Source organism: Pseudomonas sp. BT-42-2 (assembly GCF_025847435.2).
Classification (GTDB): domain Bacteria; phylum Pseudomonadota; class Gammaproteobacteria; order Pseudomonadales; family Pseudomonadaceae; genus Aquipseudomonas; species Aquipseudomonas urmiensis.
Genome location: NZ_JAOYTM010000023.1, coordinates 25,148 through 51,364 on the forward strand (window position 1 = coordinate 25,148; position 26,217 = coordinate 51,364).

Genomic DNA, 26,217 nt, shown 5'->3' on the forward strand with positions numbered 1-26,217 from the left:
TTCCAGGCATTTCGGTAAACTGGCGAAAACCCCGTAGGACGGCCTCGCGTCCTCGAGAATTGCGATGGTCAGGGCCCGGCGTAGAGCCAGGTGCCGCTGGCCTGCCGCTTTTGGCGGCGTTCGCGACTATAGCAGTAATGATTAAGTGCTTCAATTCCATAAAAAATTGTTATGATCGAGCAATGACGACCAATACCCCTCCGACTTCCGGCGTTCAGCTGATCGAAGTCGCGCCGGAGCTTGCCGGCCAACGTATCGACAATTTCCTTATCACGGCCCTCAAGGGCGTGCCCAAGACCCTGGTCTACCGCATCCTGCGCAAGGGTGAGGTGCGGGTCAACAAGGGGCGGGTCAAGCCTGAGTACAAGATCCAGGCCGGCGACATCGTACGGGTACCGCCCGTCCGGCTGCCTGAGCGCGACGAGCCGGTACCGGTCGCCCAGGCGCTGTTGCAGCGCCTGGAGGCAGCGATTGTCTATGAAGACAAGGCGCTGATCGTGCTCAACAAGCCAGCCGGTATCGCCGTGCATGGCGGCAGCGGCCTGAGCTTTGGGGTGATCGAGGCGCTTCGTCAGCTGCGCCCGGATGCCAAGGAGCTGGAGCTGGTCCATCGCCTGGATCGCGACACTTCCGGCCTGTTGATGATCGCCAAGAAGCGCAGCATGTTGCGCCACCTGCATGCCGCCCTGCGCGGCGATGGTGTCGACAAGCGCTACATGGCGCTGGTGCGCGGTCACTGGCCGACATCGAAGAAGCAGGTCAATGCGCCGCTGCAAAAGAGCAACTTGCGCTCGGGCGAGCGCATGGTCGAAATCAATGACGAAGGCAAGGACGCGCTGACCCTGTTCCGCGTGCTGCGCCGCTTCGGCGAGTTCGCCACCATGGTCGAGGCGCGGCCGATTACCGGTCGTACGCACCAGATCCGCGTGCACACCCTGCATGCCGGTCACATGATCGCCGGCGACAGCAAGTACGGTGACGAGGACTTCACTCGCGAGATCCGTGAGCTGGGGGGCAAGCGCCTGTTCTTGCATGCCTATGCCCTGACCGTGCCGCTGCCCGATGGCGGCGAGCTGAAGGTCGAGGCGCCGGTCGATGAGATGTGGGCCAAGACCGTGGAGCGCTTGAGTGCGAGCTGATTGTCGATGAGTAAACGCTATGAGCTGTTGGTCTTCGATTGGGATGGCACGTTGGCCGACTCGATCGGGCGCATTGTCCTGGCCATGAACCTGGCGGCCGAGCGTGCAGGCGAGGCGCCAAGCGCCGAAGATGCGGTGAAGGGCATCATTGGTCTGGCGCTGAGCGAGGCGATCTCGGTGCTCTATCCCCATCTTGAGCCGGTCCAGGTCGAGGTCTTCCGCCAGCACTATGCCGACGTCTACATGGCGCTCGATCAGCAGCCTTCGCCGTTGTTCGAAGGCGTGCTGGAGTCGCTGGATGCTTTTCGTGCCGAGGGTTATCGTCTGGCGGTGGCGACCGGCAAGGCGCGTCGCGGGCTGGATCGGGTGCTCAAGGCCAATGGCTGGGAGCAATTCTTCGACATCACTCGGGCGGCCGACGAAACCCGCGGCAAGCCCCATCCGCTGATGCTCGAAGAGATTCTTGCGCATTGCCAGGTCGAACCCGGACAGGCGCTGATGGTCGGAGATTCGGCGTTCGATCTGCAGATGGCCAGCAATGCCGGGATGCATTCGGTGGCGGTGGGCTACGGCGCGATGTCGCTGCAGGCGCTGGCTGAATTTGGTCCGCAGGTCTGTATCGATCATTTTTCCCAGTTGCGCCAGTGGTTGAGTGGTTCGGCGCAACTTCAATTCCAAGGTAGGTGAGCATGGCTGACGAGTGGAAAGCGCCCAAGACCGAGGTGGTCGAGGATGAAGATCGCAAGAGCTGGAAGCTGCTGGAGAAGACCTTGCTGGCCGGAGTGCAAGAGCAGCGCCGAGCGCGGCGCTGGGGCATCTTCTTCAAGCTGCTGACGTTCCTCTATCTGTTCGGCATCCTGTTCCTGTTCTCGCCGCTGATGAGCATGGATAGCACTGCCTCGCGCAGCGACAGCCACACGGCGTTGGTCGAAGTGCGTGGCATCATTGCCGACCAGGAGGCCGCCAGTGCCGACAATATCGTCAAGAGCCTGCGTGAGGCGTTCAAGGACGCCAAGACCAAGGCTGTGGTGATGCGCATCAACAGCCCCGGCGGCAGTCCGGTGCAGTCCGGTTATGTGTATGACGAGATCCGTCGCCTGCGGGCCGAGTACCCGCAGATCAAGTTGTATGCGGTGATCGCCGATCTGGGGGCTTCGGGTGCGTATTACATCGCCAGTGCGGCGGACGAGATCTACGCCGACAAGGCGAGCCTGGTCGGTTCGATCGGGGTGACCGCAGCGGGCTACGGCTTTGTCGGTACCATGGACAAGCTGGGAGTGGAGCGTCGTACCTACACCGCCGGTGAGCACAAGGCGTTTCTTGATCCGTTCTCGCCAGCCAAGCCTGAAGAGACCGAGTTCTGGCAGGGTGTGCTCAACACGACCCACCAGCAGTTCATTGCCATGGTCAAGCAGGGTCGCGGCGAGCGCCTGAAGGACAAGGAGCATCCAGAGCTGTTCAGCGGCCTGATCTGGTCGGGTGAACAGGCCAAGGCGCTGGGGTTGGTGGATGGTCTGGGTAGTGCCAGCTATGTGGCGCGGGATATTGTCGGTGAGAAGAACCTGGTCGATTTCACTGTCCAGGAATCGCCGTTCGATCGTTTCTCCAAGCGCATTGGTGCCAGTGTGGCTGAGCATTTGGCCATGTGGATGGGGTTCCAGGGGCCGACCCTGCGTTAAGGTTGAACGAGTCTGGGGGCTAAGCGCCCCCAGAATTCTCAAGGAATCTGCACCCCTTCCTTAAGCAGCATATCCACCAGCCGAATCAGTGGCAGGCCGACCAGGCTGGTCGCATCGCAGCCATGGGTGCTCTGAAACAGGCTCACGCCCAACCCTTCCGCTTTAAAGCTGCCAGCACAGTCAAACGGCTGCTCAGCCCTCAGATAGCGCTCAACGCGTCCTCGGTCCAATTCACGCATTGCAACGGTAAACGGCACGCAGTCGACCTGGCACTGGCCTGTCTGGCTGTTGTACAGCGCCAGGCCAGTGAGGAAAGTAACGTGCTGCCCGCTCGCCGCAAGCAGCTGCTCGCACGCTCGATCGAAGGTGTGCGGCTTGCCAAGGATCTGTTCGCCCAGCACGGCAACCTGGTCAGAGCCAATGATCAGATGATCAGAGTGGCTGCCCGCAAGTGCCTCGGCTTTCTGCCGCGCCAGGCGTCGAACCAGCTCGACAGCCGGCTCGTCATCCAGGCGCTGCTCGTCTATATCGGGGCTTGCCCAGGTGAAGGGCAGCTGCAGGCGCTCGAGCAGTTCGCGCCGGTAAGGGGAGCTGGAAGCCAATAACAGGGGAAGCATGGTAGACTCCTGGGCAGATCATCCGATTCTAACATGGCAGATGCCGCCGAATTTCCTTTGACAGGGGCGGGGGGCATCCCTAGAATGCTGCGCCTATGTTGAATGACCCGATTCCACCTCACGTTGACCCGCGCAAATTAGCCGATCGTGGCGTAACCCTCCAAGGTTCGCTGCAACTCGCTGATTTGGAAAGACTCTGCGACCCGCTTTCCGACAATGTCGGTACGGTGCAGGCGAAGTTCGATTTTGAACGAGACGAACAGAACGCTGTGGTTATCCACAGTGAACTCGACGTCGAAGTCAAAATGGTTTGCCAGCGTTGTCTTGAGCTGGTCACCCTGCCGATTCACAGCGAGTGTTCCTACGCTGTGGTGAAGGAGGGTGCGAATACCCAGTCGTTGCCGAAAGGCTATGACGTGCTGGAACTGGGCGAAGATCCTTTGGATCTGCAGGCGCTGATCGAGGAAGAGCTTTTGCTCGCCTTGCCCATCGTGCCTGCTCATCATCCGGAAGAATGCCAGCAGCCGGCGGGCGCAGACGAGCCCGAATCGAGCAAGGACGAGGTAACGCGGTCCAACCCGTTCAGTGTCTTGGCGCAGTTAAAGCGTGACCCAAACGTTTAGGAGTTAATCAATTATGGCTGTTCAGCAGAACAAAAAATCCCGCTCTGCCCGTGACATGCGCCGTTCGCACGACGCCCTGTCGGAAAACGCGCTGTCGGTAGAGAAAAGCACCGGTGAAGTACACCTGCGCCACCACGTATCGCCAGAAGGCGTATACCGTGGTCGCAAAGTGATCGACAAGGGCGCTGACGAGTAAATCTTGTCCGCTCAGATCATCGCGATCGACGCAATGGGCGGGGACTTCGGTCCCCGCAGCATTGTCCAGGCAAGTATCGCTTGCCTCTTGGCTACTCCCTCGCTACACCTGACCCTCGTCGGTCAACCCTCCCTTCTTGAAGATCTTGTCAGTGGCCTCTCGGCTGCGGATCGCGCGCGCCTGCAAATCGTGGCCGCCAGCGAAGTGGTGGGCATGGACGAGCGGCCTTCTCAGGCATTGCGCGGTAAACCTGACTCGTCGATGCGCGTCGCCCTCGAACTAGTGCGTGACGGCAAGGCACAGGCCTGCGTGAGTGCCGGCAATACCGGTGCGCTGATGGCCTTGTCGCGTTTCGTGCTAAAGACCCTGCCGGGCATCGATCGGCCGGCGATGGTGGCGGCGATTCCGACCCAATCAGGCTTCTGTCAGTTGCTCGACCTGGGCGCTAACGTCGATTGCAGCGCCGACAACCTCTTCCAGTTCGCGGTAATGGGATCGGTCGCGGCCCAGGCGCTGGGGATTCATCGTCCGCGCGTGGCGCTGCTCAATATTGGCACCGAAGACATCAAGGGCAACCAGCAGGTCAAGCTGGCTGCCACACTGTTGCAGAATGCCCGCGGCCTTAACTACATAGGTTTCGTCGAAGGTGACGGCCTGTACCGGGGTGAGGCTGACGTGGTGGTGTGCGACGGTTTTGTCGGCAATATCCTGCTCAAGTCCAGCGAAGGCCTGGCGACCATGATCAGTGCGCGCATCGAGGCGCTGTTCAAGGGTGGCGTGTTCGCCCGAGCTGTCGGCGCCATGGCCTTGCCGCTGCTCAAACGTCTGCAAGCCGATTTGGCCCCCGCGCGGCACAATGGCGCAAGCTTTCTCGGCTTGCAGGGTATCGTCATAAAAAGTCATGGCTCGGCGGGCGTAGAGGGCTTGCAGAGCGCAATCCAGCGCGCGCTGATCGAGATCCAGGAAAACCTGCCGCAGCGCTTGCATGGTCGCCTGGAGGACTTGCTGCCTTAGGCATAATCGCCATGAAGTGGTTAAATGTGACCGCTTGGTTTTCGTTTTCATCCAAGTTTTCAGATTGCGCGTCCAGCTTCGGGCTTGGCGCACCCTATCCGACGACAAGATCATAAGGGCTTGTTCAATGTCTGCATCCCTCGCATTCGTCTTTCCCGGCCAAGGTTCCCAGTCGCTGGGCATGCTTGCTGAACTCGGCGCCGAAAAGCCGGTGATCATCGAGACCTTCAAGGAGGCCTCCGAGGCTCTGGGTTACGACCTGTGGAAGCTGGTTCAGGAAGGCCCGGAAGAACAACTCAATCAAACCGACAAGACCCAGCCGGCGATCCTCACCGCCTCCATCGCCCTGTGGCGCTTGTGGCTGGAAGAGGGCGGCGCACAGCCTGCCTTCGTTGCAGGTCACAGCTTGGGCGAGTACAGCGCGCTGGTCGCCGCTGGCAGTCTGTCGCTGAAAGACGCCGTTCGCTTGGTCGAACGTCGCGGTCAGTTGATGCAGGAAGCCGTGCCGTCCGGTCACGGTGCCATGGCTGCGATCCTTGGCCTGGACGACGCCGTGGTAGTCGAGATCTGCGCCAAGGCGGCTGAAGATGAAGTGGTCAGCGCGGTGAACTTCAACTCGCCGGGCCAGGTTGTGATTGCCGGCAACAAGGCTGCGGTCGATCGTGCCATGGAGCTGTGCAAAGAGGCCGGTGCCAAGCGCGCCCTGCCACTGGCGGTCAGCGTACCGTCGCACTGTGCCCTGATGAAGCCGGCCGCCGAGCGTTTCGCCGAGCACGTCAACGCCATCGACTGGAAAGCCCCGCAGATCCCGGTAGTACAGAACGTCACCGCTGGCATCGCCGCTGATCTCGATGCGCTCAAGCGCGACCTGCTCGAGCAGCTGTACAAGCCAGTGCGCTGGGTCGAGTGCGTGCAGACCCTGGCCGCCAACGGCGCGGGCAACCTGGTCGAGTGCGGCCCGGGCAAGGTCCTGGCTGGCCTGAACAAGCGTTGCGCTGACGGCGTGACCACCTACAACCTCAATACCCCTGACGCCGTCGCCGCCACCCGTGCGGCGCTGGCCTGAATTTGGAGAAGCTTGCATGAGCCTGCAAGGTAAAGTTGCACTGGTCACCGGCGCTAGCCGTGGCATCGGCCAGGCTATCGCCCTCGAACTGGGCCGCCAGGGCGCGACCGTGATCGGTACCGCGACCTCGGCCTCGGGCGCAGAGCGCATCGCCGCCACCCTCAAGGAGCACGGCATCACCGGTACCGGCATGGAACTGAACGTGACCAGCGAAGAGTCGGTCACCGCCGTTCTTGCGGCCATTCAGGAGCAATTCGGCGCTACCGCGATCCTGGTCAACAACGCCGGCATCACCCGCGACAACCTGATGCTGCGGATGAAAGACGACGAGTGGTTCGACGTGGTCGATACCAACCTCAACAGCCTGTACCGCTTGTCCAAGGGCGTGCTGCGTGGCATGACCAAGGCGCGCTGGGGTCGTATCATCAGCATCGGTTCGGTTGTGGGTGCCATGGGCAACGTCGGTCAGGTAAACTACGCCGCCGCCAAGGCAGGCCTGGAAGGCTTCAGCCGCGCCCTGGCGCGTGAAGTGGGTTCGCGCAATATCACCGTCAACTCGGTCACTCCAGGCTTCATCGATACCGACATGACCCGTGAATTGCCCGAAGCGCAGCGTGAAGCGCTGCAAACCCAGATTCCGCTGGGCCGCCTGGGTCAGGCTGATGAAATCGCCAAAGTGGTGGCCTTCCTGGCATCCGATGGCGCAGCCTACGTCACTGGCGCTACGGTGCCGGTGAACGGCGGGATGTACATGTAACACCGCAACTCAATGTGACGGATTGGTTCAAAAAAGAGTCATACTCCGAGCCTAAAATCCGTTATAAAGCTGCAACCAGATTCCGGACAGAGGGTTGGGTGACTATTCAATAGGGTATGGCAGGGCGCGTTCCGCTTGAAAAGCAAACGTCTTGCTATAAACTTGGTCACCGGCCAGCTGCCTGACATATGTCCATTAGGAGTGAAAACTAGGTATGAGCACCATCGAAGAACGCGTCAAGAAAATCGTCGCCGAGCAACTGGGCGTCAAGGAAGAGGAAGTGACCAACGAGAAGTCCTTCGTCGATGACCTGGGTGCCGATTCGCTTGACACCGTTGAGCTGGTGATGGCTCTGGAAGAGGAATTCGAGACCGAAATCCCTGACGAAGAAGCCGAGAAGATCACTACCGTTCAAGCTGCCATCGACTACGTCAACAGCCACAAGGCCTAAGACGTTTGTAGTCGACGCTTCTTGTCGGGAAAAACCGCACTGCCTTTGCCGGCGTGCGGTTTTTTCTTTGCGAGAACCGTGAATCAAGAGTTTGTTGCCATTGCATTCCGAGTCCTGGATGCAATGGCAAGAGACTCTGTTATTAGAAAATGAGGAGAGTACTGTGTCGCGTAGACGCGTCGTGGTCACCGGTATGGGTATGCTGTCGCCACTGGGTACCGATGTACCGAGCACCTGGCAGGGCATTCTGGCTGGCCGCAGTGGCATTGGTCCGATCGAACACACGGACCTGACCGCTTACTCAACCCGTTTTGGCGGCTCGGTCAAGGGCTTCGAAGTCGAGCAGTACCTGTCGGCCAAGGAAGCACGCAAGCTTGACCTGTTCATTCAGTATGGGCTGGCAGCAGGCTTTCAGGCAGTGCGCAACGCCGGGCTGGACATCACCGATGCCAACCGCGAGCGCATTGGCGTGGCCATGGGGTCGGGCATTGGCGGTCTGACCAATATCGAAGAAACCAGCCGGACCCTGCACGAGCAGGGCCCGCGGCGCATTTCGCCGTTCTTCGTGCCAGGTTCGATCATCAATATGATTTCCGGCTTCCTGTCGATCCATCTGGGTCTGCAAGGGCCGAACTACGCCATTGCCACGGCTTGTACCACCGGCACCCATTGCATCGGCATGGCCGCGCGCAACATTGCCTACGGCGAAGCTGACGTGATGATCGCCGGCGGTGCCGAGATGGCCGCGTGTGGCCTGGGCATGGGTGGTTTTGGCGCCTCGCGTGCGCTGTCGACGCGCAATGACGAGCCGACCCGTGCCAGCCGTCCGTGGGACAAGGGTCGGGATGGCTTCGTACTCTCCGACGGTGCCGGTGCACTGGTGCTCGAAGAGCTCGAGCACGCCAAGGCGCGTGGTGCGACCATTTATGCCGAGCTGGTTGGTTTCGGCATGAGCGGTGACGCCTACCACATGACCTCGCCACCTGATTCGGGTGAAGGCGCTGCCCGCTGCATGGCCAACGCCTTGCGCGACGCCGGCATCCAGCCTGAGCAGGTCAGCTACATCAACGCCCACGGCACCTCGACCCCTGCCGGCGACATCGCTGAAGTGGCCGCGATCAAGCGCGTGTTCGGTGAGCACGCCTACAAGCTGGCAGTCAGCTCGACCAAGTCGATGACCGGCCACTTGCTGGGTGCGGCGGGTGCGGTGGAGGCGATCTTCAGCGTCCTGGCGATCAACAGCCAGATGGCGCCGCCGACCATCAACCTGGAGGAGCCGGACGAAGGTTGCGACCTGGACTTCGTGCCGCATCAAGCGCGTAGCATGCCGATCGATGTGGTGCTGTCCAACTCGTTCGGCTTTGGTGGAACCAACGGTTCGCTGGTATTCCGCCGGTTCGCCGACTGATGCACAGCTGGATCGACGGTCAGCCTGCGACTGCGGTGAATCTGCACAATCGTGGGCTGGCCTACGGCGATGGTCTGTTCGAGACCATTGCCGTGCACTCCGGCAGGCCGAGCCTGCTGGAGCTGCATCTCGAACGCCTGGCGTTGGGTTGCCAGCGCCTGGCGATCGAAGCCGATCTACCCTTGATTCGCGATGAACTGACGCGTTACGCCAGCCAGCTTGGCGATGGCGTGGCCAAGTTTATCCTCACCCGCGGCGACAGCCTGCGCGGCTATGCGCCCGTCGCAGGATCACCGGCGCGACGCATTGTGCAAGGCAGCCCGCTGCCAGCTTATCCCGCCGCCAATGCCGACCAAGGCGTGCGCCTGTTCGCCTGCCAGACGCGTCTGGCGGAACAACCGCTGTTGGCCGGGCTCAAACATCTCAATCGCCTTGAGCAGGTGCTGGCCCGTGCCGAATGGCAGGACGCCGAGCATGCCGAAGGGCTGATGCGTGATACCCAAGGGCGGTTGATCGAGGGCGTCTACAGCAATCTGTTTCTGGTTCGCGATGGCATCTTGCTGACTGCCGACCTGAGTCGTTGCGGCGTGGCTGGAGTGATGCGCGCAGCGTTGCTGCAGCAGGCGGCAGTGCTGGGTATCCCGTTTGAGGTGCGAGACCTTGAGCTGGCGGACCTGGAGCAGGCCGACGAAGTCTTCGTTTGCAACAGCGTGTATGGAATTTGGCCCGTGTGTGCGTGCCCTGCACACACGCTTGACTGGCCGCCGGGGCCGCTCACCCGTAAACTGCAGGCCGTTGCCCGTACGCTACTGGATACCTGATTCGTGAGACGCAAATTCCTGCTGCTGCTGGAAATGGGCCTTATCCTTGCTGGCCTGGCATTAGGCTGGTCGGCCTGGAAGGTCCATTCGGTCCTGGAGCAGCCGCTGCACGTTGAGCAAGAACGCATGCTCGACGTGCCCAACGGCACCACGCCCAACCGTATGTTCTATCGCATGCAAAGCGAAGGGCTGCTGGACGACGCGGTCTGGCTGCGCCTGTATTGGCGCTTCAATATGGCCGGCACGCCGCTGCATACCGGTGAATACCGCCTGACCCCTGGCATGACCGTGGAACAGCTGTTCGACGCTTGGCGTCGGGGTGATGTGGTGCAGTACAACCTGACCCTGGTCGAGGGCTGGACCTTCCGCCAGGTCCGCGCCGCCGTGGCCAAGCACGAAAAGCTCAAGCACACCCTCGAAGGGTTGTCCGACGCTGAAGTGATGGACAAGCTTGGCCATTCCGGCGTGTTCCCCGAGGGGCGCTTTTTCCCTGACACCTATCGCTTCGTGCGCGGCATGAGCGATGTCGAATTGCTCCAGCAGGCCTACATGCGCCTGGAAGAGGTGCTGGCCAAAGAGTGGGCTGAGAGGGTCAGCGACCTGCCGTACCGCGACCCTTACCAGGCGCTGATCATGGCCTCGCTGGTGGAAAAGGAAACCGGCATACCGCAGGAGCGTGGGCAGATCGCCGGGGTATTCGTACGCCGTCTGCGCCTGGGCATGATGCTGCAGACCGACCCGACTGTGATCTACGGCATGGGCGAGCGCTACAACGGCCGGATCACCCGTGCCGACCTGCGTGAGCCGACGCCCTACAACACCTACACCATCAGCGGCCTGCCGCCGACGCCGATCGCCATGGTCGGGCGTGAGGCGATCCATGCCGCGTTGAATCCGTCCAACGGCACCAGCCTGTACTTCGTCGCACGTGGCGACGGCAGCCATGTGTTCTCCGACGACCTCGACGATCACAACACCGCAGTGCGCGAGTACCAACTCAAGCGCCGCGCCGACTACCGCTCCAGCCCCGCGCCACAGGCCCAGCCTGGGGCAGAAGGGGGCGTGGCGCCAAGCCAGGCGCCTGCTGAGAACGGTGAAGCGCCGGCCGACGCCAACCAAGCGCCAGGCGATAACCCGGCGCCCGAGGCCGACGCCCCTGCTACCGACCCTGTGCCAGCCGATGCGCCGGTACCTGACGAACAACATTAAGGACTGCCCGTGAGCGGCTTGTTTATTACCCTGGAAGGCCCCGAAGGCGCGGGCAAGAGCACCAACCGCGAATACCTGGCGCAGCGTCTGCGCGAGCACGGGCTGGACGTGGTGCTGACCCGTGAACCCGGTGGTACGCCCATGGCCGAGCAGATCCGCGAGCTACTGCTGGCGCCCAGTGACGAGCGCATGGCAGCTGATACCGAGCTGCTGCTGATGTTCGCTGCCCGTGCCCAGCACCTGGCCCAGGTGATCCGGCCGGCCCTGGCGCGCGGCGCGGTGGTGTTGTGCGATCGCTTCACCGATGCCACCTACGCCTACCAAGGTGGTGGTCGTGGCCTGCCGGTGGAGCGCATCGCCATTCTGGAAAACTTCGTTCAGGGCGAGCTACGTCCGGACCTGACCCTGGTCTTCGATCTGCCGATTGAGGTCGGCTTGGCACGCGCTGCTGCGCGCGGTCGCCTGGACCGCTTCGAGCAAGAGGGCCAAGCGTTCTTCGAAGCGGTGCGTCAGGCTTATCTTGAGCGCGCCAAAGGTGAGCCACAGCGTTACAGCATTGTCGATGCTGGCCAGTCCCTGGACGCCGTGCAGCGGGCCATCGACGGTTTGCTGCCGGGCATCCTGGAGCGTTGCCGTGGCTGAGGCCTACCCCTGGCAGCAGCCGCTCTGGCAGCAGTTGGCCGGTCGTAGCCAGCACGCCCATGCCTACCTGCTGCATGGGCCGCAAGGTATTGGCAAACGCGCCCTGGCCGAGCGGCTGATGGCGCGTTTGCTGTGCCAGCAACCGCAGGGGCTTGATGCCTGTGGCCAGTGCAAGTCGTGCCTGCTGCTCAAGGCTGGTAGTCACCCGGACAACTTTATCCTTGAGCCGGAAGAGGCGGACAAGCCGATCAAGGTCGATCAGGTCCGTGAGTTGGTGGCGTTCGTCGTGCAAACGGCGCAGTTGGGCGGGCGCAAGGTGATCTTGATCGAGCCGGTGGAGGCGATGAATATCAACGCCTCCAACGCTTTGCTGAAAAGCCTGGAAGAGCCCTCTGGCGATACAGTATTACTGCTGGTCAGCCACCAACCCAGTCGCTTGTTGCCAACCATCAAGAGCCGCTGCCAGCAGGTCACCTGCCCGCAACCAAGCCTGGCCCAGAGCCAGGCCTGGCTGGCCAGCGCTCTGCCTGACAGTGACGAGGTCGAGCGCGAAGAGCTGCTGACCCTGGCGGCCGGTTCACCGCTGATGGCGGTCAGCCTACAGGCGCAGGGTGTACGCGATCAGCGTGCACTGGTCACTGATGGGGTGAAGAAGCTGCTCAAGCAGCAACAGTCCCCCAGCCAGCTGGCCGAGGCGTGGAATACTGTGCCGTTGCTGCAACTGTTCGACTGGTTCTTCGATTGGTCGCAGTTGATCCTGCGTTATCAATTGACCCAGGACGAGGAGGGGTTAGGCTTGGCTGATATGCGCAAGGTGGTGCAGTACCTCGCGCAGAAGAGCCGGCAGGGCAAGGTCCTGGATATCCAGGCGTGGATCCTTGAACAGCGCCAGAAGGTGCTGGGCAAGGCCAACCTTAATCGTGTGCTGTTGCTGGAAGCCTTGCTGGCCCATTGGGTCCAATTGCCAGGCGCCCGGTAATTTTTCTTAGATTTCTTTTTGTGTGTCGTGCTCCCATGCTCGTAGATTCCCATTGCCACCTCGACCGTCTTGACCTCAGCGCCCATCAGGGCTCGCTCGATGCCGCCCTGCAAGCTGCCCGCGAGCGCGGCGTGGGCCACTTTCTGTGCATTGGTGTCAGCGCTGATAACGCTGGGGCAGTGAAGGCGCTCAGTGAGCAATATGCCGACGTCGATTGTTCGGTGGGAATCCATCCGCTCGATCTGGCGCCGGGCGAGACGCCTGCGCTTGACTGGTTGCTCAAGGAGCTGGCGCACCCGCACGTGGTGGCGATCGGCGAAACTGGCCTGGATTATCACTACGAGCCTGAGGCCGCTGAGTTGCAGCAGGCGTCTTTCCGCCTGCACCTGGAAGCGTCGCGCCAGACCGGCAAGCCGGTGATCGTCCACACCCGCGCGGCGCGGGCTGACACCTTGGCATTGCTGCGCGAGGTCAATCTGCCACAAGCCGGCGTGCTGCACTGCTTCACCGAAGACTGGGAGATGGCCAAGGCCGCGTTGGACCTGGGTTACTACATCTCGTTGTCCGGCATCGTCACCTTCCGCAATGCCGATGCCCTGCGTGAGGTGGCTCGCCAGGTGCCGGCTGATCGTCTGCTGGTGGAAACCGATTCGCCGTACCTGGCGCCGATCCCCCACCGCGGCAAGCCGAATCTGCCGCAGTACGTGCGTGAAGTGGCTGAATACATCGCCTCGCTGCGCGGTGTCAGCTATGAGCAGTTGGCTGAGCAGACCACCGGTAACTTCAAGCGGTTGTTCCCGCTAGCCCGGGTTGCGTGATTCCTGCGGCCGTTTACGCCGGTCGAGCGGTTATCGCCACCCCTGGAGCGGGCTTGCCCGCGATGAGGCCAGAGCAAACACTACACAGCAGCACCTGCCCATCCTCCCTGTAAACAGCCCAAAAAAAACCCGGGTTCTGGGGGGGGGAATCCGGGTTAAGACCATTAGGAGTAAAACAAAGGTACGCGGTCCCTGAGCACCTTTATCGGCGCGCCACTTGGGGGGATGCGCCGCGCCAACACTTCAAGTATTGGTCAGGTTTGGCGCACTGCCAGCGACAGCTGGTCGTTTTTTAAACAGATTTGGAATACGTGCGGGATCCATAGCGCATTCAGTGCTTGGCAATTCGCCGAATATGTCGAAGTGTTTCGTCGATGACCCACTCTGGCGTGTAGAAATGCGGTGATAAGCGCACACCGCCGCCGCGTTTTGCACAGATCACGCGTTGCTCGCTCAGCTGCTGGAAAACCCGGCCACTGTCATGCCCATCAATGGCGAATGTCACGATGCCGGCCCGGCGTCCTGGCTCACGCGGGCTAAGCAACATTACCCCTGGGATAGCCGAAAGCCCCTCAAGCAATTGCTCGATGCGCAGCTGTAGCTGCTGTGCAACGCTGTCCATGCCCACTTCCTCAAGCAGCGACAGGCTAGCTTCCAGCGCACAAGCACCGAGCATGTTCGGGCTGCCGCACTCGAACCGACGTGCGCTGCGGGCGACTTGCCAGTGTTCACGCTCGAAATCGCCTAGATGTTCCAGCATGTGCCAGCCATAGGCGTGCAGCTTGAGGCGTGGTCGCAGCGCCGCCCGGCAGTAGAACACCCCGAGCCCCTCAGGCCCGAGCATCCATTTATGGCCATCAGCCATGGCAAAGTCGCATTGATAGTGCTGCACATCGAAGGGCAGGGCGCCGATCTGCTGGATGGCATCGACGCAGAACAGCACGCCACGTAGCTGGCAGGCCTGGCCCAGGCGGGCCAAGTCCAGACGCAAGCCGCTGGCAAACTGTACAGCGCTGACCGCCAGCAGGCGGGTGTGCTCAGTGCAAGCGGCCAGCAGCGCCGTTTCTGGCTCGTCGTCGCCAGCGAGCCTGACCTGAATCACCTGCACGCCCTGATCGGCCAGGGCTTGCCAGACGATTCGGTTGGAAGGGAACTCTTCGTCGCTGATCACCACCTGATCGCCCACCTGCCAGTCGAGGCCGAATGCCACCAGCGAGAGCGCCTCGGAAGTGTTCTTCACCAGCGCGATATCGCCTGAGCTTGGGGCATTGATCATCCGCGCCAGGCGCTGGCGCAGGCGCCGCTCGGTAGCCAGCCATTGCGGGTACTCGCTGGCGCCTAGGCAAACGTTGTCGCGGGCGAAGCGCGCCACCGCATCGGCACTGCGTCTAGGCCACGGCGCCACGGCGGCATGGTTCAGATAGCACAGGCCCGGGGCCTGCTCGAACTCATCGTGAAACATAGACATGGTTGGATGATCCGTGCAATTTCCTGCAAGTTAGGCATAATAATCGGCTTCGATTGTCAACCAGTCCTTCCTATGCAGAAAGAACCTCGTAAGGTCCGTGAGTTTCGCCGCCGCGAACAAGAGATCCTCGATACCGCCCTCAGGCTGTTCCTCGAACAGGGTGAAGACAGCGTCACCGTCGAGATGATCGCCGACGCCGTGGGTATCGGCAAAGGCACGATCTACAAGCACTTCAAATCCAAGGCAGAGATCTACCTGCGCCTGATGCTCGACTACGAGCGTGATTTGAACGGCTTGTTGCATTCGGCCGATGTCGACCGCGACAAAGAGGCCCTGTCGCGTGCCTATTTCGAGTTTCGCATGCGTGATCCGCAGCGCTACCGCTTGTTCGACCGCTTGGAAGAAAAGGTGGTCAAGGGCAACCAGGTGCCGGAGATGGTCGAGGAGTTGCACCGCATCCGCGCGTCCAACTTCGACCGCCTGACCCAGCTGATCAAGGGCCGCATCAGCGAAGGCAAGCTTGAAGACGTACCGCCGTACTTCCATTACTGCGCAGCCTGGGCCTTGGTCCACGGCGCCGTGGCGCTTTATCACTCGCCGTTCTGGAGCAATGTCCTGGAAGATCAGGAAGGCTTCTTCCAGTTCCTGATGGACATCGGTGTGCGGATGGGCAACAAGCGTAAGCGCGACCCAGAACCGGCCAACTGAAGGTCTTTGCCGGCATCCGTCCGGCGCGCTCCGATATGGAGGCTTGCAAAAACCTGATTTATGAGTCAGGTTTTGCACGCCCCATTCTTCCATGCCGGAGTCATCCATGATCGTCGATCTTCAAGGCAGGCGCTTTCGCAACCTGCGGGTCAGCCTCACGGCTGCCTGCAATTACGCCTGTACCTATTGTGTGCCCGACGGCAAGCGCCTGGTGGCAGCGCAGGATGAGCTTAGCGGCCAGGCACTGGCCCGAGGCGTAGCCTATCTGGTGGAGGCGGCAGGGATCGAGCGGCTGCGCATCACCGGCGGTGAACCGCTGATCAGCCCGCGGCTGGAAGCCTTCCTCGATTCACTAGCCGGGCTGGGCCTGCAAGATGTCTCTCTGACCACCAACGGTCAGCTGCTTGCGCGCAAGTTGCCGCTGCTGCGCGCGGCGGGTATCCGCCGCCTGAACGTCTCCCTCGACACCTTGGATGCTGGCAAATTCCGCCAGATTGCCCGGGGCGGTGATCTGGCCAGTGTTCTCGATGGCATGGACCAGGCGCGTGCGGCGGGCATGAGCATCAAGGTCAACATGGTGCCCATGCGCGGGCAGAACCTGAATCAGGTGCTGCCGTTGCTCGAATACTGCCTGGCTCAGGGGTACGAACTGCGTTTCATCGAGCTGATGCGCATGGGGCACCTGGCGCGTGACGGCAATGCCTTCTTGCAGCAGTTTGTCAGTCTGGAGCAGCTGCTGGCGCTGATTGGCCAGGCGTATGATTACCAGCAGGCCAGTGCCGCCCTGGATGCCACTGCCTTGCGCTACCAGATCCCGGGCAGGGGCCATTTTGGAGTGATCGCCAACGAGAGCGTGCCGTTCTGCCGTACCTGCTCGCGCCTGCGCTTGTCCTCCACGGGCTGGCTGCATGGCTGCCTGTCCTCAGGCAATCGTCATTTCATCGGCGATCTGCTCGACAAGCCGCGCCATCAAGCGCTGCCGGCGCTGCAGCGCTTGCTGGTCAAGGCCCTGGCAGACAAGCAGGACATGGCGTTTTCCGGGGGGGTGACGGTGATGAAGGTGATCGGCGGCTGACTCTGGCGCAAAAGCTGCATCTGGCGGCTATTCGCCGGTTTTTCGTCACCGGTTTCTGGAGGAAAGATGCGTAGCCTGGTCTTGCTGCTGGCGCTGATGGCGTTGGGCGGCTGCATGAATGTCAGCGATATGGGCGAAGGTGTCCGTTATCACATGAGCGATGCGGGGTTGCTCGACCACAGTGATACCCAGCGTAATCTGTCGATTCGTTTGCAGCCCGACTCATTCATCTTCATTGGCCAGGGCGCATTCGTGCCACCCGGCAAAGGCCCAGTGCCAGGGCAGAATGTGGTGGCCGAAGAAGCCTTCAAGAGCTTCGTCGAATACTTCCCGCTGGTGCGTCGCGCCCAAGGCCCTCTTGGCTTGGAAGAGGCGATTGCCGAGGCGCGCTCGGTGGGCGCGCACTATGTGTTGTACACCCGCTTCGCTCGCACCGATGACCGCATCGGCAATGGCGATCAATGGTATGACGAGCAGGCAGTGGATCGGCTGGGTTGGGATACCGGCGTGGTCCAGCTGATGTTGATCGAGACCAGCACTCGCTATCTGGTCGACACTGCCCGCATCAAGAGCCGTGGCGGTTTGTTGACGTTCCACGACAACGCCCCGCAGGATTTGCTCGCGGCCCCCATGCGCGAGTACGCTCGTAGTCTGTTAGGCATGAGCCGCTGAGAGGAGAGGGTGATGACCGATTCCGCCAAGGCCAATGATCTGCTGGCGCAGATCCCCAAGGCGAAAGGACCGGCGCCGGTGCATCTGTGGAATCCGGATTTCTGCGGCGATATCGACATGCGCATCGCCCGTGATGGCACCTGGTACTACCAAGGCACGCCGATCGGCCGCAAACCCATGGTGCGCCTGTTCTCCACCATCATTCGCCGCGATGGCGACGCTTACTTCCTGGTAACTCCGGTGGAGAAAGTGGGCATCCAGGTGGATGACGTGCCGTTCGTTGCGGTGACGCTGGAGGTGCTGAGCAGTGGCGAGCAGCAGGTCTTGCGCTTTACCAGTAACGTCGACGACCAGGCCGAGGCGGGTGTCGATCATCCGCTGCGGGTGCAGGTCGATCCTGCGACCCAGGAGCCATCGCCCTACATTCTCATGCGCACCAACCTCGAAGCGCTGATTCACCGCAATGTGTTCTATCAGTTGGTGGAGCTGGCGGTGCCGCGTCAAATCGATGGCCAAGAGTGGCTTGGGGTATGGAGTCACGGCCAGTTTTACCCGATTGGGCGTGTTGACTGATATCGACGTGTTTTACTGACGGCCTCCCGTTTTTCTCTGAATTGGCCAATTGTCGCTGCAGTCCCTGGGCATAACCTGGGCGCAGTCATGGCGTCGTGCTGGAGGGCGTGGTGGTGTCCAAGCTGAACGAAAAGCAGGAGAAAACCTACAAGGCGAGGCAATACTGGTACGAAGCGCCGGGGGCCGTGCACAGCGTTTCGCGCAATGCCAGTGTGAGCCAGTCGACCAAGTTGCTGGTGTGGAGCCTGGTCGATCAAGGCAAGCCCGTCATTGAGCCGCTGAAGTAAGCCAAGCCCGCGACAGAAATGAAAAAACCTCCAGTGCTTGCGCATCTGGAGGTTTTCAATGTTTGGCTCCGCGACCTGGACTCGAACCAGGGACCCAATGATTAACAGTCATTTGCTCTACCGACTGAGCTATCGCGGAATCTGCGGCTATCTTACTGATTGGAAAGGGGAAGTCAAGCCTGCTCCCCCTTAACAATCAATCAGTTACAGCACTTCTACGATGGCCTTGGTGACCACGTGGATATTGCTTTGGTTCAGCGCTGCGACACAGATGCGGCCGGTATCCAAAGCATAGATGCCGAACTGATCCTTCAGGCGCGCTACCTGCTCGGCGGTCAGGCCCGAGTAGGAGAACATGCCGCGCTGGCGACCGACGAAGCTGAAGTCGGTTTTCGCGCCGTACTGGCTCAGCAACTCGACCATCTGCTTGCGCATGCCGTGGATGCGCTCGCGCATCTCGCCCAGCTCCGCTTCCCACATTTGACGCAGCTCAGGGCTGTTCAGCACGGTGGCAACGATGGTCGCGCCGTGGGTTGGCGGGTTGGAGTAGGTGGTGCGAATCACCCGCTTGACCTGCGACAGCACGCGGCTGCTTTCGTCTTTCGACGCGGTCACGATCGACAGCGCACCGACGCGCTCGCCATACAGCGAGAACGACTTGGAGAACGAGCTGGAAACGAAGAAGTCCAGGCCGGATTCGGCGAACAGGCGCACCGCGAAGGCGTCTTCGGCGATGCCATCACCAAAGCCCTGGTAGGCCATGTCGAGGAATGGCACGTGTCCTTTGGCCTTGACCACTTCCAGGACGTTTTTCCAGTCGTCCAGGCTCAGGTCGACGCCAGTCGGGTTATGGCAGCACGCGTGCAAGACGATGATCGAGCCCGCTGGCAGGTTGTTCAGGTCTTCGAGCATGCCGGCGCGGTTGACGTCGTGGCTCGGCGCATCGTAGTAGCGGTAGTTCTGCACTGGGAAGCCAGCGGTCTCGAACAGCGCGCGATGGTTCTCCCAGCTTGGATCGCTGATGGCGACGACGGCGTTGGGCGACAGGCGCTTGAGGAAGTCGGCGCCAATCTTCAGAGCACCGGTACCGCCCACTGCCTGCACGGTCACTACACGGCCTGCGGCCAGCAGCGGCGACTCGGCGCCGAACAGCAGTTTCTGCACGGCCTGGTCGTAGGTGGCGATACCGTCGATCGGCAAGTAGCCGCGCGAGGCATGCTGGGCGGCACGCTGGGTTTCGGCTTCGATTACCGCGCGCAGCAGCGGGATACGGCCTTCCTCATTGCTGTAAACGCCCACACCCAGGTTGACCTTGTCGGTACGTGGGTCGGTGTTGAAAGCTTCGTTGAGGCCCAGGATAGGGTCGCGGGGTGCCAGCTCGACAGCGGAAAACAGGCTCATTGTTACCTTGGCTCTGAATGGAGTGTGATAGGACGTGCACGCTCCAGCCGAATGCACTGAAGCGGTGCACAAACGGGGAGTCAGTATAGTGATACCCATCGGTCACTGCGACAGTCTGGCGCAGCTTTTCCGGCGTTTTTACCGAATTTTTTTCAACCATTGGTCGTATTGCCAGGTCCACTGACACATACACTCACTCAGCTAACCTGAAAGCGATCCTGAAAGGGCTCATTTCGGTATAGACTACTGGCTATATTTACAGTTGCTCGAGGTCAGACATGTCCGAGTTCCAGCTCGTCACCCGTTTCCAGCCGGCCGGCGACCAGCCCGAGGCCATTCGCCTGATGGTCGAGGGCATCGAGGCCGGGCTATCGCACCAGACCCTGCTGGGTGTGACCGGCTCGGGCAAGACCTTCAGCGTGGCCAACGTCATTGCGCAGGTGCAGCGCCCGACCCTGGTGCTGGCGCCGAACAAGACCCTGGCCGCCCAATTGTATGGCGAGTTCAAGGCGTTTTTCCCGAATAACGCAGTCGAGTACTTCGTCTCCTATTACGATTACTACCAGCCCGAAGCCTACGTACCCTCGTCGGATACCTTCATCGAGAAGGACGCCTCGATCAACGACCATATCGAGCAGATGCGCCTGTCGGCGACCAAGGCGCTGCTCGAGCGGCGTGATGCGATCATCGTTACCACCGTGTCCTGCATCTACGGTCTGGGTAGCCCCGAGACCTACCTGAAAATGGTTCTGCACATCGACCGCGGCGACAAGCTCGACCAGCGTGCGCTGCTGCGCCGCCTGGCTGACCTGCAATACACCCGCAACGAAATGGACTTTGCCCGGGCCACCTTCCGCGTACGTGGCGATGTGATCGACGTGTTCCCGGCCGAATCTGACCTGGAGGCGATCCGCATCGAGTTGTTCGATGACGAGGTCGAGAACATTGCCGCCTTCGATCCATTGACCGGGGAGGTGATCCGCAAGCTGCCGCGTTTCACCTTCTACCCCAAAAGCCACTACGTCACCCCACGCGAAACCCTGCTCGAGGCGGTCGAGGGCATCAAGGAAGAGCTCAAGGAGCGCCTTGAGTACCTGCACAAGGCCAACAAGCTGGTCGAAGCCCAGCGCCTGGAGCAGCGTACGCGCTTCGATCTGGAGATGATCCTTGAGCTGGGCTACTGCAACGGCATCGAAAACTACTCGCGCTACCTGTCCGGGCGTCCGGCTGGTGCGCCGCCACCGACCCTCTACGACTACCTGCCCGCTGACGCCTTGCTGGTGATCGACGAGTCCCACGTCAGCGTTCCCCAGGTCGGCGCCATGTACAAGGGTGACCGCTCGCGCAAGGAAACCCTGGTGGAGTATGGTTTTCGCCTGCCATCGGCGCTGGATAACCGGCCGATGCGTTTCGATGAGTGGGAATCGGTCAGCCCGCAGACCATCTTCGTCTCGGCAACCCCAGGCCCGTACGAGGCCGAACATGCCGGCCGGGTAATCGAGCAGGTAGTACGCCCGACTGGCCTGGTCGATCCACTGGTCGAGGTGCGTCCGGCGCTGACCCAGGTCGATGACCTGCTGTCGGAAATCGGTAAGCGGGTCGCGGCGGGTGAGCGCGTGCTGGCAACCACACTGACCAAGCGCATGGCCGAAGACCTGAGCGATTATCTAGCCGATCACGACGTGCGCGTGCGCTACCTGCACTCGGATATCGACACGGTCGAGCGGGTCGAGATTATCCGCGATCTGCGTCTGGGTACTTTCGATGTTCTGGTGGGGATCAACCTGCTGCGTGAAGGCCTGGATATGCCGGAGGTGTCGCTGGTGGCCATCCTCGATGCCGACAAGGAAGGCTTCCTGCGCTCCGAGCGTTCGCTGATCCAGACCATTGGCCGCGCCGCACGTAACCTCAACGGCAAGGCGATCCTGTATGCCGACAACATGACCGGTTCGATGCAGCGCGCCATCGATGAGACCGAGCGCCGCCGGGCCAAGCAGATCGCCTTCAACGAAGCCAACGGCATCGTGCCCAAAGGCGTGGTCAAGGATGTCGCCGACATCATGGAAGGCGCCAACATCCCGGGTGGGCGCAGCAAGAAGCGCAAAGGCATGGCCAAGGCGGCCGAAGAGAGCGCCCGCTACGAGGCCGAACTGCGTACCCCTGGCGAGATCACCAAGCGTATCAAGCAGCTGGAAGAGAAGATGTTCCAGCTTGCCCGCGACCTGGAGTTCGAGGCCGCCGCGCAATTGCGCGACGAGATCACCAAGTTACGTGAGCGCTTGATTACCAGTTGATCGGCAAGCGTCACGCCCCTGTAGGCGCGGGCTTGTGCCGTAGTAGCGCCTACCTGGGCGTCGCCTTTGTCAGCAATGAGGCTATCGCGGGCACGTCCGGCCCTACACGATTAGCAGCGTTTGACGGTCGGATCACAAGTGACGATCGCGCCATTGCTGGAGCCAGGTGCCTGCTCCCTGCTAACATCCTGCCTTTGTTTCATCTTTCGTTCGAGACTCTCCATGACCACCGTTCGCACGCGTATCGCGCCATCGCCCACCGGCGACCCCCATGTCGGCACCGCCTACATCGCCCTGTTCAACTACTGCTTTGCCAAGCAGCACGGCGGCGAGTTCATCCTGCGCATCGAAGACACCGATCAGCTGCGCTCTACCCGTGAGTCGGAACAGCAGATCTTCGACGCTCTACGCTGGCTGGGCATCGAGTGGAACGAAGGCCCGGACGTCGGCGGCCCGCACGGCCCTTACCGGCAGAGCGAGCGTGGCGAGATCTACGCCAAGTATGCCAAGGAGCTGGTCGACGCCGGTCATGCCTTCTACTGCTTCTGCACCGCCGAAGAGCTCGACCAGATGCGCGCCGAGCAAATGGCCCGTGGCGAAACCCCGCGTTATGACGGTCGCGCCCTGAAACTGAGCACCGAGGAAGTACAGCGCCGCCTGGCCGCGGGCGAGCCGCACGTGATTCGCATGAAGGTGCCGAGCGAAGGTGTTTGCGTGGTGCCGGACATGCTTCGCGGCGATGTCGAGATCCCGTGGGACCGCATGGATATGCAGGTTCTGATGAAGAACGACGGCCTGCCGACCTACTTCCTGGCCAACGTGGTCGATGACCACTTGATGGGCATCACCCACGTGTTGCGTGGCGAAGAGTGGCTGCCCTCGGCGCCCAAGCTGATCAAGTTGTACGAGTACTTTGGCTGGGAGCAGCCCAAGCTGTGCTACATGCCGCTGCTGCGTAACCCGGACAAGAGCAAGCTGTCCAAGCGCAAGAACCCGACCTCGGTAACCTTCTACGAGCGCATGGGCTTCATGCCTGAGGCCATGCTCAACTACCTCGGGCGCATGGGCTGGTCGATGCCCGACGAGCGCGAGAAGTTCTCCTTGGCGGAAATGGTCGAGCACTTCGATCTGTCGCGCATCTCCCTGGGTGGCCCGATCTTCGACATCGAGAAACTGTCCTGGCTCAACGGCCAGTGGCTGCGTGATCTGCCCGTCGAAGAGTTCGCCGCACGCGTGCAGAAATGGGCCTTCAACAGCGACTACATGATGAAGATCGCCCCCCACGTGCAGGGCCGGGTCGAAACCTTCAGCCAGATCGCCCCGCTGGGTGGTTTCTTCTTCGAAGGGGGGCTCAAGCTCGATGCCAAGCTGTTCGAGCACAAGAAGCTCTCGGCAGACCAGGTGCGTCAGGTCATCCAGCTGATCCTGTGGAAACTCGAAAGCCTGCGCCAGTGGGAAAAAGAGCGCATCACCGGTTGTATCCAAGCCGTGGTCGAAGCCCTGGAGCTGAAGTTGCGCGACGCCATGCCATTGATGTTCGCTGCCATTACCGGCCAGGCGAGCTCGGTCTCGGTGCTCGATGCCATGGAAATCCTCGGCCCTGACCTGACCCGCTTCCGTCTGCGCCAGGCGCTGGATCTGCTCGGCGGCGTGTCGAAGAAAGAAAACAAAGAGTGGGAAAAGCTGCTGGCGAACATCGCCTGAACCACCCAGTAACATTTGCGTGGGAGCGTGCTTGCCCCGCGATTGCAATGGCAAATCCACCATCGCAATCGCGGGACAGGCCTGCAGCGGGACGTTAAAATCCCAGCAGAGATGGGGCAGGGCGGTAAGTGATTGTTATCTGTGAAAAAACTTTTGATTAATTTCAAAAATTCGTTTGACAGCCCTGCGATCCGCTCTTAATATGCGCCCCGTCCACAGCGATGAACGAAACGAAGCGCCAGGCACCCAGCCGGCGATTCCAGTTCAAAGCGACATTCGTGGGGCTATAGCTCAGCTGGGAGAGCGCCTGCATGGCATGCAGGAGGTCAGCGGTTCGATCCCGCTTAGCTCCACCAAATTCCGATTCTCAGTCTGCCAAGGCGACTGGGGATGAAATCCGGATTAAGCGCCGGGTTTCAAGGTAGAAGGTTCGTCCCCTTCGTCTAGTGGCCTAGGACACCGCCCTTTCACGGCGGTAACAGGGGTTCGAGTCCCCTAGGGGACGCCAGTTTTACACAAGCGATGTTTCAGGATGTCGCTGGGCCGCGAGGCTAGAAATCTGGGGCTATAGCTCAGCTGGGAGAGCGCCTGCATGGCATGCAGGAGGTCAGCGGTTCGATCCCGCTTAGCTCCACCAATTTGCCAGGATTCGTGAAAACGGATCTCTACGAAGGTTGTAATGTCCCCTTCGTCTAGTGGCCTAGGACACCGCCCTTTCACGGCGGTAACAGGGGTTCGAGTCCCCTAGGGGACGCCATTTTTACCCGCGTTTTGCGGGGCTTTAAAGGCTCATTCGCATATTGGATGGGCCTTTTGTTTTCGGGGCTATAGCTCAGCTGGGAGAGCGCCTGCATGGCATGCAGGAGGTCAGCGGTTCGATCCCGCTTAGCTCCACCAATTTGCCAGGATTCGTGAAAGCGGATCTCTACGAAGGTTACATGTCCCCTTCGTCTAGTGGCCTAGGACACCGCCCTTTCACGGCGGTAACAGGGGTTCGAGTCCCCTAGGGGACGCCATTTTTACCCGCGTTTTGCGGGACTTTAGAGGCTCATTCGATTATTGAATGGGCCTTTTGTTTGTCTGTAATTTCACTTTTCTTGAGCGTCGACCAGGGTTCGAAAATTTCGCTTGCCTAAAAATATTATAGGGATAATATTTCAACCATAATATTTGCGAGGCAGGCCATGAGCGACAAGAAGAGCAAGACCCGCGAGCGCATTCTCGACGCAGCCTGCAGTGCGCTGATCCAGCAAGGCCCGGCGGACCCCAGTGTGAGCCAGGTGATGAGTGCGGCTGGGTTGACGGTGGGTGGTTTCTACGCGCATTTCGACAGCAAGGACGAGCTTATGCTGGAGGCTTTTCGCCAATTGCTCGGCGAGCGCCGAGGCTTGCTCGCCCAGGTCGATCCAGCGCTGGATGGTGCCGGGCGTCGCGCCTTGGCCGCGGCTTTCTACCTTTCGCGCAAGCACCGTGACGCTCACCAGCACGCCTGCCCGCTACCTAACTCCCTGAGCGAAATGCAGCGCCTGCCTGAAGCGTTTCGCGAGGTGCTGGCCGAGCATGTCGAGTTGATGACGGCGCAGATGGTCGATTGCCCGGAAGACATCGATAAAGCTTTTGCCGACCTGGCCCTGATGGTCGGTGGTTTGGCCCTGGCTCGCGCCTTGAGCGGCACCGAGTTATCCGACCGTATCCTGCGCGCCGCCAAGTCGGCGGTGATCTGAGCACCCTCAACCCTGGAGCAAGACGATGACTACCCTGAGCTGGATTCGCGGCGTCAACGGAACTCTCGGTCGGCTGGCTCCCGAGCATGTTGCCGGCAAGATGCGACGGGCCTTCATGACGCCCCGCAACCTGCCACCCAGACCGTGGGAACTGCCGCTGCTGGCGCGTGCTGAGCGGATCACCTTGCGCTTCGGACTGTCGGCCCTGCGCTGGGGGAATGGCCCCACCGTGTTGATGATGCATGGCTGGGAAGGGCGTCCGACGCAATTTGCGGCGCTGATCGAGGCATTGGTCGATGCGGGTCACACGGTGGTCTCCCTCGAAGGTCCAGCCCATGGCCGGTCGCCTGGTCAGCAAGCCAACGTGGTGCTGTTCGCCCGCGCGCTGCTCGAGGCCGCTGCAGAGTTGCCACCATTGCGGGCGGTGATTGGCCATTCCATGGGCGGCGCCAGTGTCATGTTGGCCTTGCAATGGGGGTTGCGCACCGAGGCCGCAGTGAGTATCGCCGCGCCTGCGCAGTTAATCGGCGTGTTGCGCGGCTTTGCTCAGCGTTTAGGGCTACCTGCGCGGGCCAGGGCAGCGTTCATTCGCCAGATCGAACACGATGTCGGCATGCAGATCGCCCGCCTGGACGTCAGTGGCTACCAGCTGGAGCTACCGGGCCTGGTGGTGCACGCGGCTGACGATCAGTTAGTCCCGGTCGGCGAGGCGCAGCTTATCCACAAGGCCTGGTTCGACAGCCGCCTGATGCTGCTGGAAGAGGGCGGCCACCAGCGAGTGCTGGCCGATCCGCGCCTGAGCGAAGCGGTGCTGGATTTGCTCGCGCGCACCCAGGAACCTACCCGGCAAAGCGCTTGAGCTTGGGTTACACTCCGCCCGTTCACTGACTTT

Annotated in this window: 26 protein-coding genes, 7 tRNA genes and 1 pseudogene; 30 read left to right on the forward strand and 4 right to left on the reverse strand. The window is 61.2% G+C overall.

Annotated features, from left to right (window positions below; all coding sequences use genetic code 11):
* The first annotated feature begins 182 nt into the window (after window positions 1-182).
* From rluC to sppA, 3 genes are read left to right on the forward strand one after another with little or no spacing between them, the layout of a single operon-like run.
* Window positions 183-1,139 (forward strand): 23S rRNA pseudouridine(955/2504/2580) synthase RluC, encoded by a 957-nt coding sequence (rluC, locus tag OIU19_RS23045; RefSeq protein WP_264236947.1) that lies wholly within the window; start codon window positions 183-185, stop codon window positions 1,137-1,139.
* Between the two features lie 6 nt (window positions 1,140-1,145).
* A complete protein-coding gene (locus OIU19_RS23050; protein ID WP_264236948.1) occupies window positions 1,146-1,826 on the forward strand; it encodes an HAD family hydrolase in 681 nt (226 codons plus the stop codon).
* Window positions 1,827-1,828: 2 nt separating this feature from the next.
* Window positions 1,829-2,818, forward strand: coding sequence for a signal peptide peptidase SppA (gene sppA / locus OIU19_RS23055; RefSeq protein ID WP_264236949.1), 990 nt, complete (start codon window positions 1,829-1,831; stop codon window positions 2,816-2,818).
* 38 nt (window positions 2,819-2,856) lie between these two features.
* Here the strand turns inward: sppA and OIU19_RS23060 are convergent, their stop codons facing one another.
* Complete coding sequence (locus OIU19_RS23060; RefSeq protein WP_264236951.1) at window positions 2,857-3,435, reverse strand: nucleoside triphosphate pyrophosphatase; 579 nt, start codon at window positions 3,433-3,435, stop codon at window positions 2,857-2,859.
* A 95-nt stretch (window positions 3,436-3,530) separates the two neighbouring features.
* Between OIU19_RS23060 and OIU19_RS23065 the strand changes: the two genes are divergently transcribed.
* From OIU19_RS23065 to OIU19_RS23120, 12 genes are all read left to right on the forward strand, one after another.
* On the forward strand, window positions 3,531-4,058 hold the full coding sequence (locus tag OIU19_RS23065; protein ID WP_186556915.1) for a YceD family protein: 528 nt from the start codon (window positions 3,531-3,533) through the stop codon (window positions 4,056-4,058).
* A 13-nt stretch (window positions 4,059-4,071) separates the two neighbouring features.
* Window positions 4,072-4,254: a 50S ribosomal protein L32 gene (rpmF, locus tag OIU19_RS23070; protein WP_008096416.1), complete on the forward strand. Its 183-nt coding sequence runs from the start codon at window positions 4,072-4,074 to the stop codon at window positions 4,252-4,254.
* A 3-nt stretch (window positions 4,255-4,257) separates the two neighbouring features.
* Window positions 4,258-5,268, forward strand: coding sequence for a phosphate acyltransferase PlsX (gene plsX, locus OIU19_RS23075; protein WP_264236952.1), 1,011 nt, complete (start codon window positions 4,258-4,260; stop codon window positions 5,266-5,268).
* Between the two features lie 127 nt (window positions 5,269-5,395).
* Window positions 5,396-6,334: an ACP S-malonyltransferase gene (gene fabD / locus OIU19_RS23080; RefSeq protein ID WP_264236953.1), complete on the forward strand. Its 939-nt coding sequence runs from the start codon at window positions 5,396-5,398 to the stop codon at window positions 6,332-6,334.
* Window positions 6,335-6,350: 16 nt separating this feature from the next.
* Window positions 6,351-7,091 carry a 3-oxoacyl-ACP reductase FabG gene (gene fabG / locus OIU19_RS23085; protein WP_186556909.1) on the forward strand — a complete coding sequence of 247 codons (741 nt, stop codon included), beginning with the start codon at window positions 6,351-6,353 and terminating at the stop codon, window positions 7,089-7,091.
* A gap of 214 nt (window positions 7,092-7,305) precedes the next feature.
* On the forward strand, window positions 7,306-7,542 hold the full coding sequence (acpP, locus tag OIU19_RS23090) for an acyl carrier protein (protein ID WP_008096410.1): 237 nt from the start codon (window positions 7,306-7,308) through the stop codon (window positions 7,540-7,542).
* A 163-nt stretch (window positions 7,543-7,705) separates the two neighbouring features.
* A complete protein-coding gene (fabF, locus tag OIU19_RS23095; RefSeq protein ID WP_264236954.1) occupies window positions 7,706-8,950 on the forward strand; it encodes a beta-ketoacyl-ACP synthase II in 1,245 nt (414 codons plus the stop codon).
* Window positions 8,950-9,771, forward strand: coding sequence for an aminodeoxychorismate lyase (pabC, locus tag OIU19_RS23100; RefSeq protein ID WP_264236955.1), 822 nt, complete (start codon window positions 8,950-8,952; stop codon window positions 9,769-9,771). Before fabF ends, pabC begins: the two co-directional genes overlap by 1 nt.
* A 3-nt stretch (window positions 9,772-9,774) precedes the next feature.
* Window positions 9,775-10,980, forward strand: a complete 1,206-nt coding sequence (gene mltG / locus OIU19_RS23105) for an endolytic transglycosylase MltG (RefSeq protein WP_264236956.1) — start codon at window positions 9,775-9,777, stop codon at window positions 10,978-10,980.
* 9 nt (window positions 10,981-10,989) lie between these two features.
* Window positions 10,990-11,622 carry a dTMP kinase gene (gene tmk / locus OIU19_RS23110; protein WP_264236957.1) on the forward strand — a complete coding sequence of 211 codons (633 nt, stop codon included), beginning with the start codon at window positions 10,990-10,992 and terminating at the stop codon, window positions 11,620-11,622.
* Window positions 11,615-12,601 carry a DNA polymerase III subunit delta' gene (locus OIU19_RS23115; RefSeq protein ID WP_264236958.1) on the forward strand — a complete coding sequence of 329 codons (987 nt, stop codon included), beginning with the start codon at window positions 11,615-11,617 and terminating at the stop codon, window positions 12,599-12,601. The genes tmk and OIU19_RS23115 overlap by 8 nt, the downstream gene beginning before the upstream one ends.
* 35 nt (window positions 12,602-12,636) lie before the next feature.
* Window positions 12,637-13,419 (forward strand): TatD family hydrolase, encoded by a 783-nt coding sequence (locus OIU19_RS23120; RefSeq protein ID WP_186556869.1) that lies wholly within the window; start codon window positions 12,637-12,639, stop codon window positions 13,417-13,419.
* Between the two features lie 331 nt (window positions 13,420-13,750).
* Here the strand turns inward: OIU19_RS23120 and OIU19_RS23125 are convergent, their stop codons facing one another.
* Window positions 13,751-14,887 carry an aminotransferase class V-fold PLP-dependent enzyme gene (locus OIU19_RS23125; protein ID WP_264236959.1) on the reverse strand — a complete coding sequence of 379 codons (1,137 nt, stop codon included), beginning with the start codon at window positions 14,885-14,887 and terminating at the stop codon, window positions 13,751-13,753.
* A 72-nt stretch (window positions 14,888-14,959) separates the two neighbouring features.
* Between OIU19_RS23125 and OIU19_RS23130 the strand changes: the two genes are divergently transcribed.
* The 5 genes and pseudogenes from OIU19_RS23130 to OIU19_RS23150 all read left to right on the forward strand — a co-directional run.
* Entirely contained in the window at window positions 14,960-15,595 is a 636-nt protein-coding gene (locus OIU19_RS23130) for a TetR/AcrR family transcriptional regulator (RefSeq protein ID WP_264236960.1), read from the forward strand.
* Window positions 15,596-15,701: 106 nt separating this feature from the next.
* Entirely contained in the window at window positions 15,702-16,670 is a 969-nt protein-coding gene (locus OIU19_RS23135) for a GTP 3',8-cyclase MoaA (protein WP_264236961.1), read from the forward strand.
* Between the two features lie 66 nt (window positions 16,671-16,736).
* Window positions 16,737-17,342 (forward strand): DUF4823 domain-containing protein, encoded by a 606-nt coding sequence (locus OIU19_RS23140; protein WP_186556859.1) that lies wholly within the window; start codon window positions 16,737-16,739, stop codon window positions 17,340-17,342.
* A gap of 12 nt (window positions 17,343-17,354) precedes the next feature.
* Window positions 17,355-17,915 carry a DUF1285 domain-containing protein gene (locus tag OIU19_RS23145; RefSeq protein ID WP_264236962.1) on the forward strand — a complete coding sequence of 187 codons (561 nt, stop codon included), beginning with the start codon at window positions 17,355-17,357 and terminating at the stop codon, window positions 17,913-17,915.
* A gap of 92 nt (window positions 17,916-18,007) precedes the next feature.
* Window positions 18,008-18,202, forward strand: a pseudogene (locus OIU19_RS23150) (cupin domain-containing protein); the annotation flags it as partial.
* Window positions 18,203-18,265: 63 nt separating this feature from the next.
* Here the strand turns inward: OIU19_RS23150 and OIU19_RS23155 are convergent.
* Together OIU19_RS23155 and OIU19_RS23160 are read right to left on the reverse strand one after the other, a co-directional pair.
* Window positions 18,266-18,341, reverse strand: a tRNA-Asn gene (locus OIU19_RS23155).
* A gap of 65 nt (window positions 18,342-18,406) precedes the next feature.
* On the reverse strand, window positions 18,407-19,603 hold the full coding sequence (locus OIU19_RS23160) for an amino acid aminotransferase (RefSeq protein ID WP_186556855.1): 1,197 nt from the start codon (window positions 19,601-19,603) through the stop codon (window positions 18,407-18,409).
* Between the two features lie 278 nt (window positions 19,604-19,881).
* On the opposite strand from OIU19_RS23160, the gene uvrB reads away from it, so the two are divergent.
* The 10 genes from uvrB (at window position 19,882) to OIU19_RS23210 (ending at window position 26,184) form a co-directional block, all read left to right on the forward strand.
* Window positions 19,882-21,897: an excinuclease ABC subunit UvrB gene (gene uvrB, locus OIU19_RS23165; protein ID WP_264236963.1), complete on the forward strand. Its 2,016-nt coding sequence runs from the start codon at window positions 19,882-19,884 to the stop codon at window positions 21,895-21,897.
* A 222-nt stretch (window positions 21,898-22,119) separates the two neighbouring features.
* Window positions 22,120-23,601, forward strand: a complete 1,482-nt coding sequence (gltX, locus tag OIU19_RS23170) for a glutamate--tRNA ligase (RefSeq protein ID WP_264236966.1) — start codon at window positions 22,120-22,122, stop codon at window positions 23,599-23,601.
* A 280-nt stretch (window positions 23,602-23,881) separates the two neighbouring features.
* Window positions 23,882-23,957 (forward strand) — tRNA-Ala (locus OIU19_RS23175).
* Between the two features lie 76 nt (window positions 23,958-24,033).
* Window positions 24,034-24,109, forward strand: a tRNA-Glu gene (locus OIU19_RS23180).
* 53 nt (window positions 24,110-24,162) lie between these two features.
* A tRNA-Ala gene (locus OIU19_RS23185) sits at window positions 24,163-24,238 on the forward strand.
* Window positions 24,239-24,282: 44 nt separating this feature from the next.
* Window positions 24,283-24,358: transfer RNA gene (locus OIU19_RS23190), tRNA-Glu, on the forward strand.
* Between the two features lie 64 nt (window positions 24,359-24,422).
* A tRNA-Ala gene (locus OIU19_RS23195) sits at window positions 24,423-24,498 on the forward strand.
* A 43-nt stretch (window positions 24,499-24,541) separates the two neighbouring features.
* Window positions 24,542-24,617: transfer RNA gene (locus OIU19_RS23200), tRNA-Glu, on the forward strand.
* A 168-nt stretch (window positions 24,618-24,785) separates the two neighbouring features.
* Window positions 24,786-25,325, forward strand: a complete 540-nt coding sequence (locus OIU19_RS23205; RefSeq protein WP_264236968.1) for a TetR/AcrR family transcriptional regulator — start codon at window positions 24,786-24,788, stop codon at window positions 25,323-25,325.
* A gap of 25 nt (window positions 25,326-25,350) precedes the next feature.
* Complete coding sequence (locus OIU19_RS23210; RefSeq protein WP_186557672.1) at window positions 25,351-26,184, forward strand: alpha/beta fold hydrolase; 834 nt, start codon at window positions 25,351-25,353, stop codon at window positions 26,182-26,184.
* Window positions 26,185-26,217: the final 33 nt, after the last annotated feature.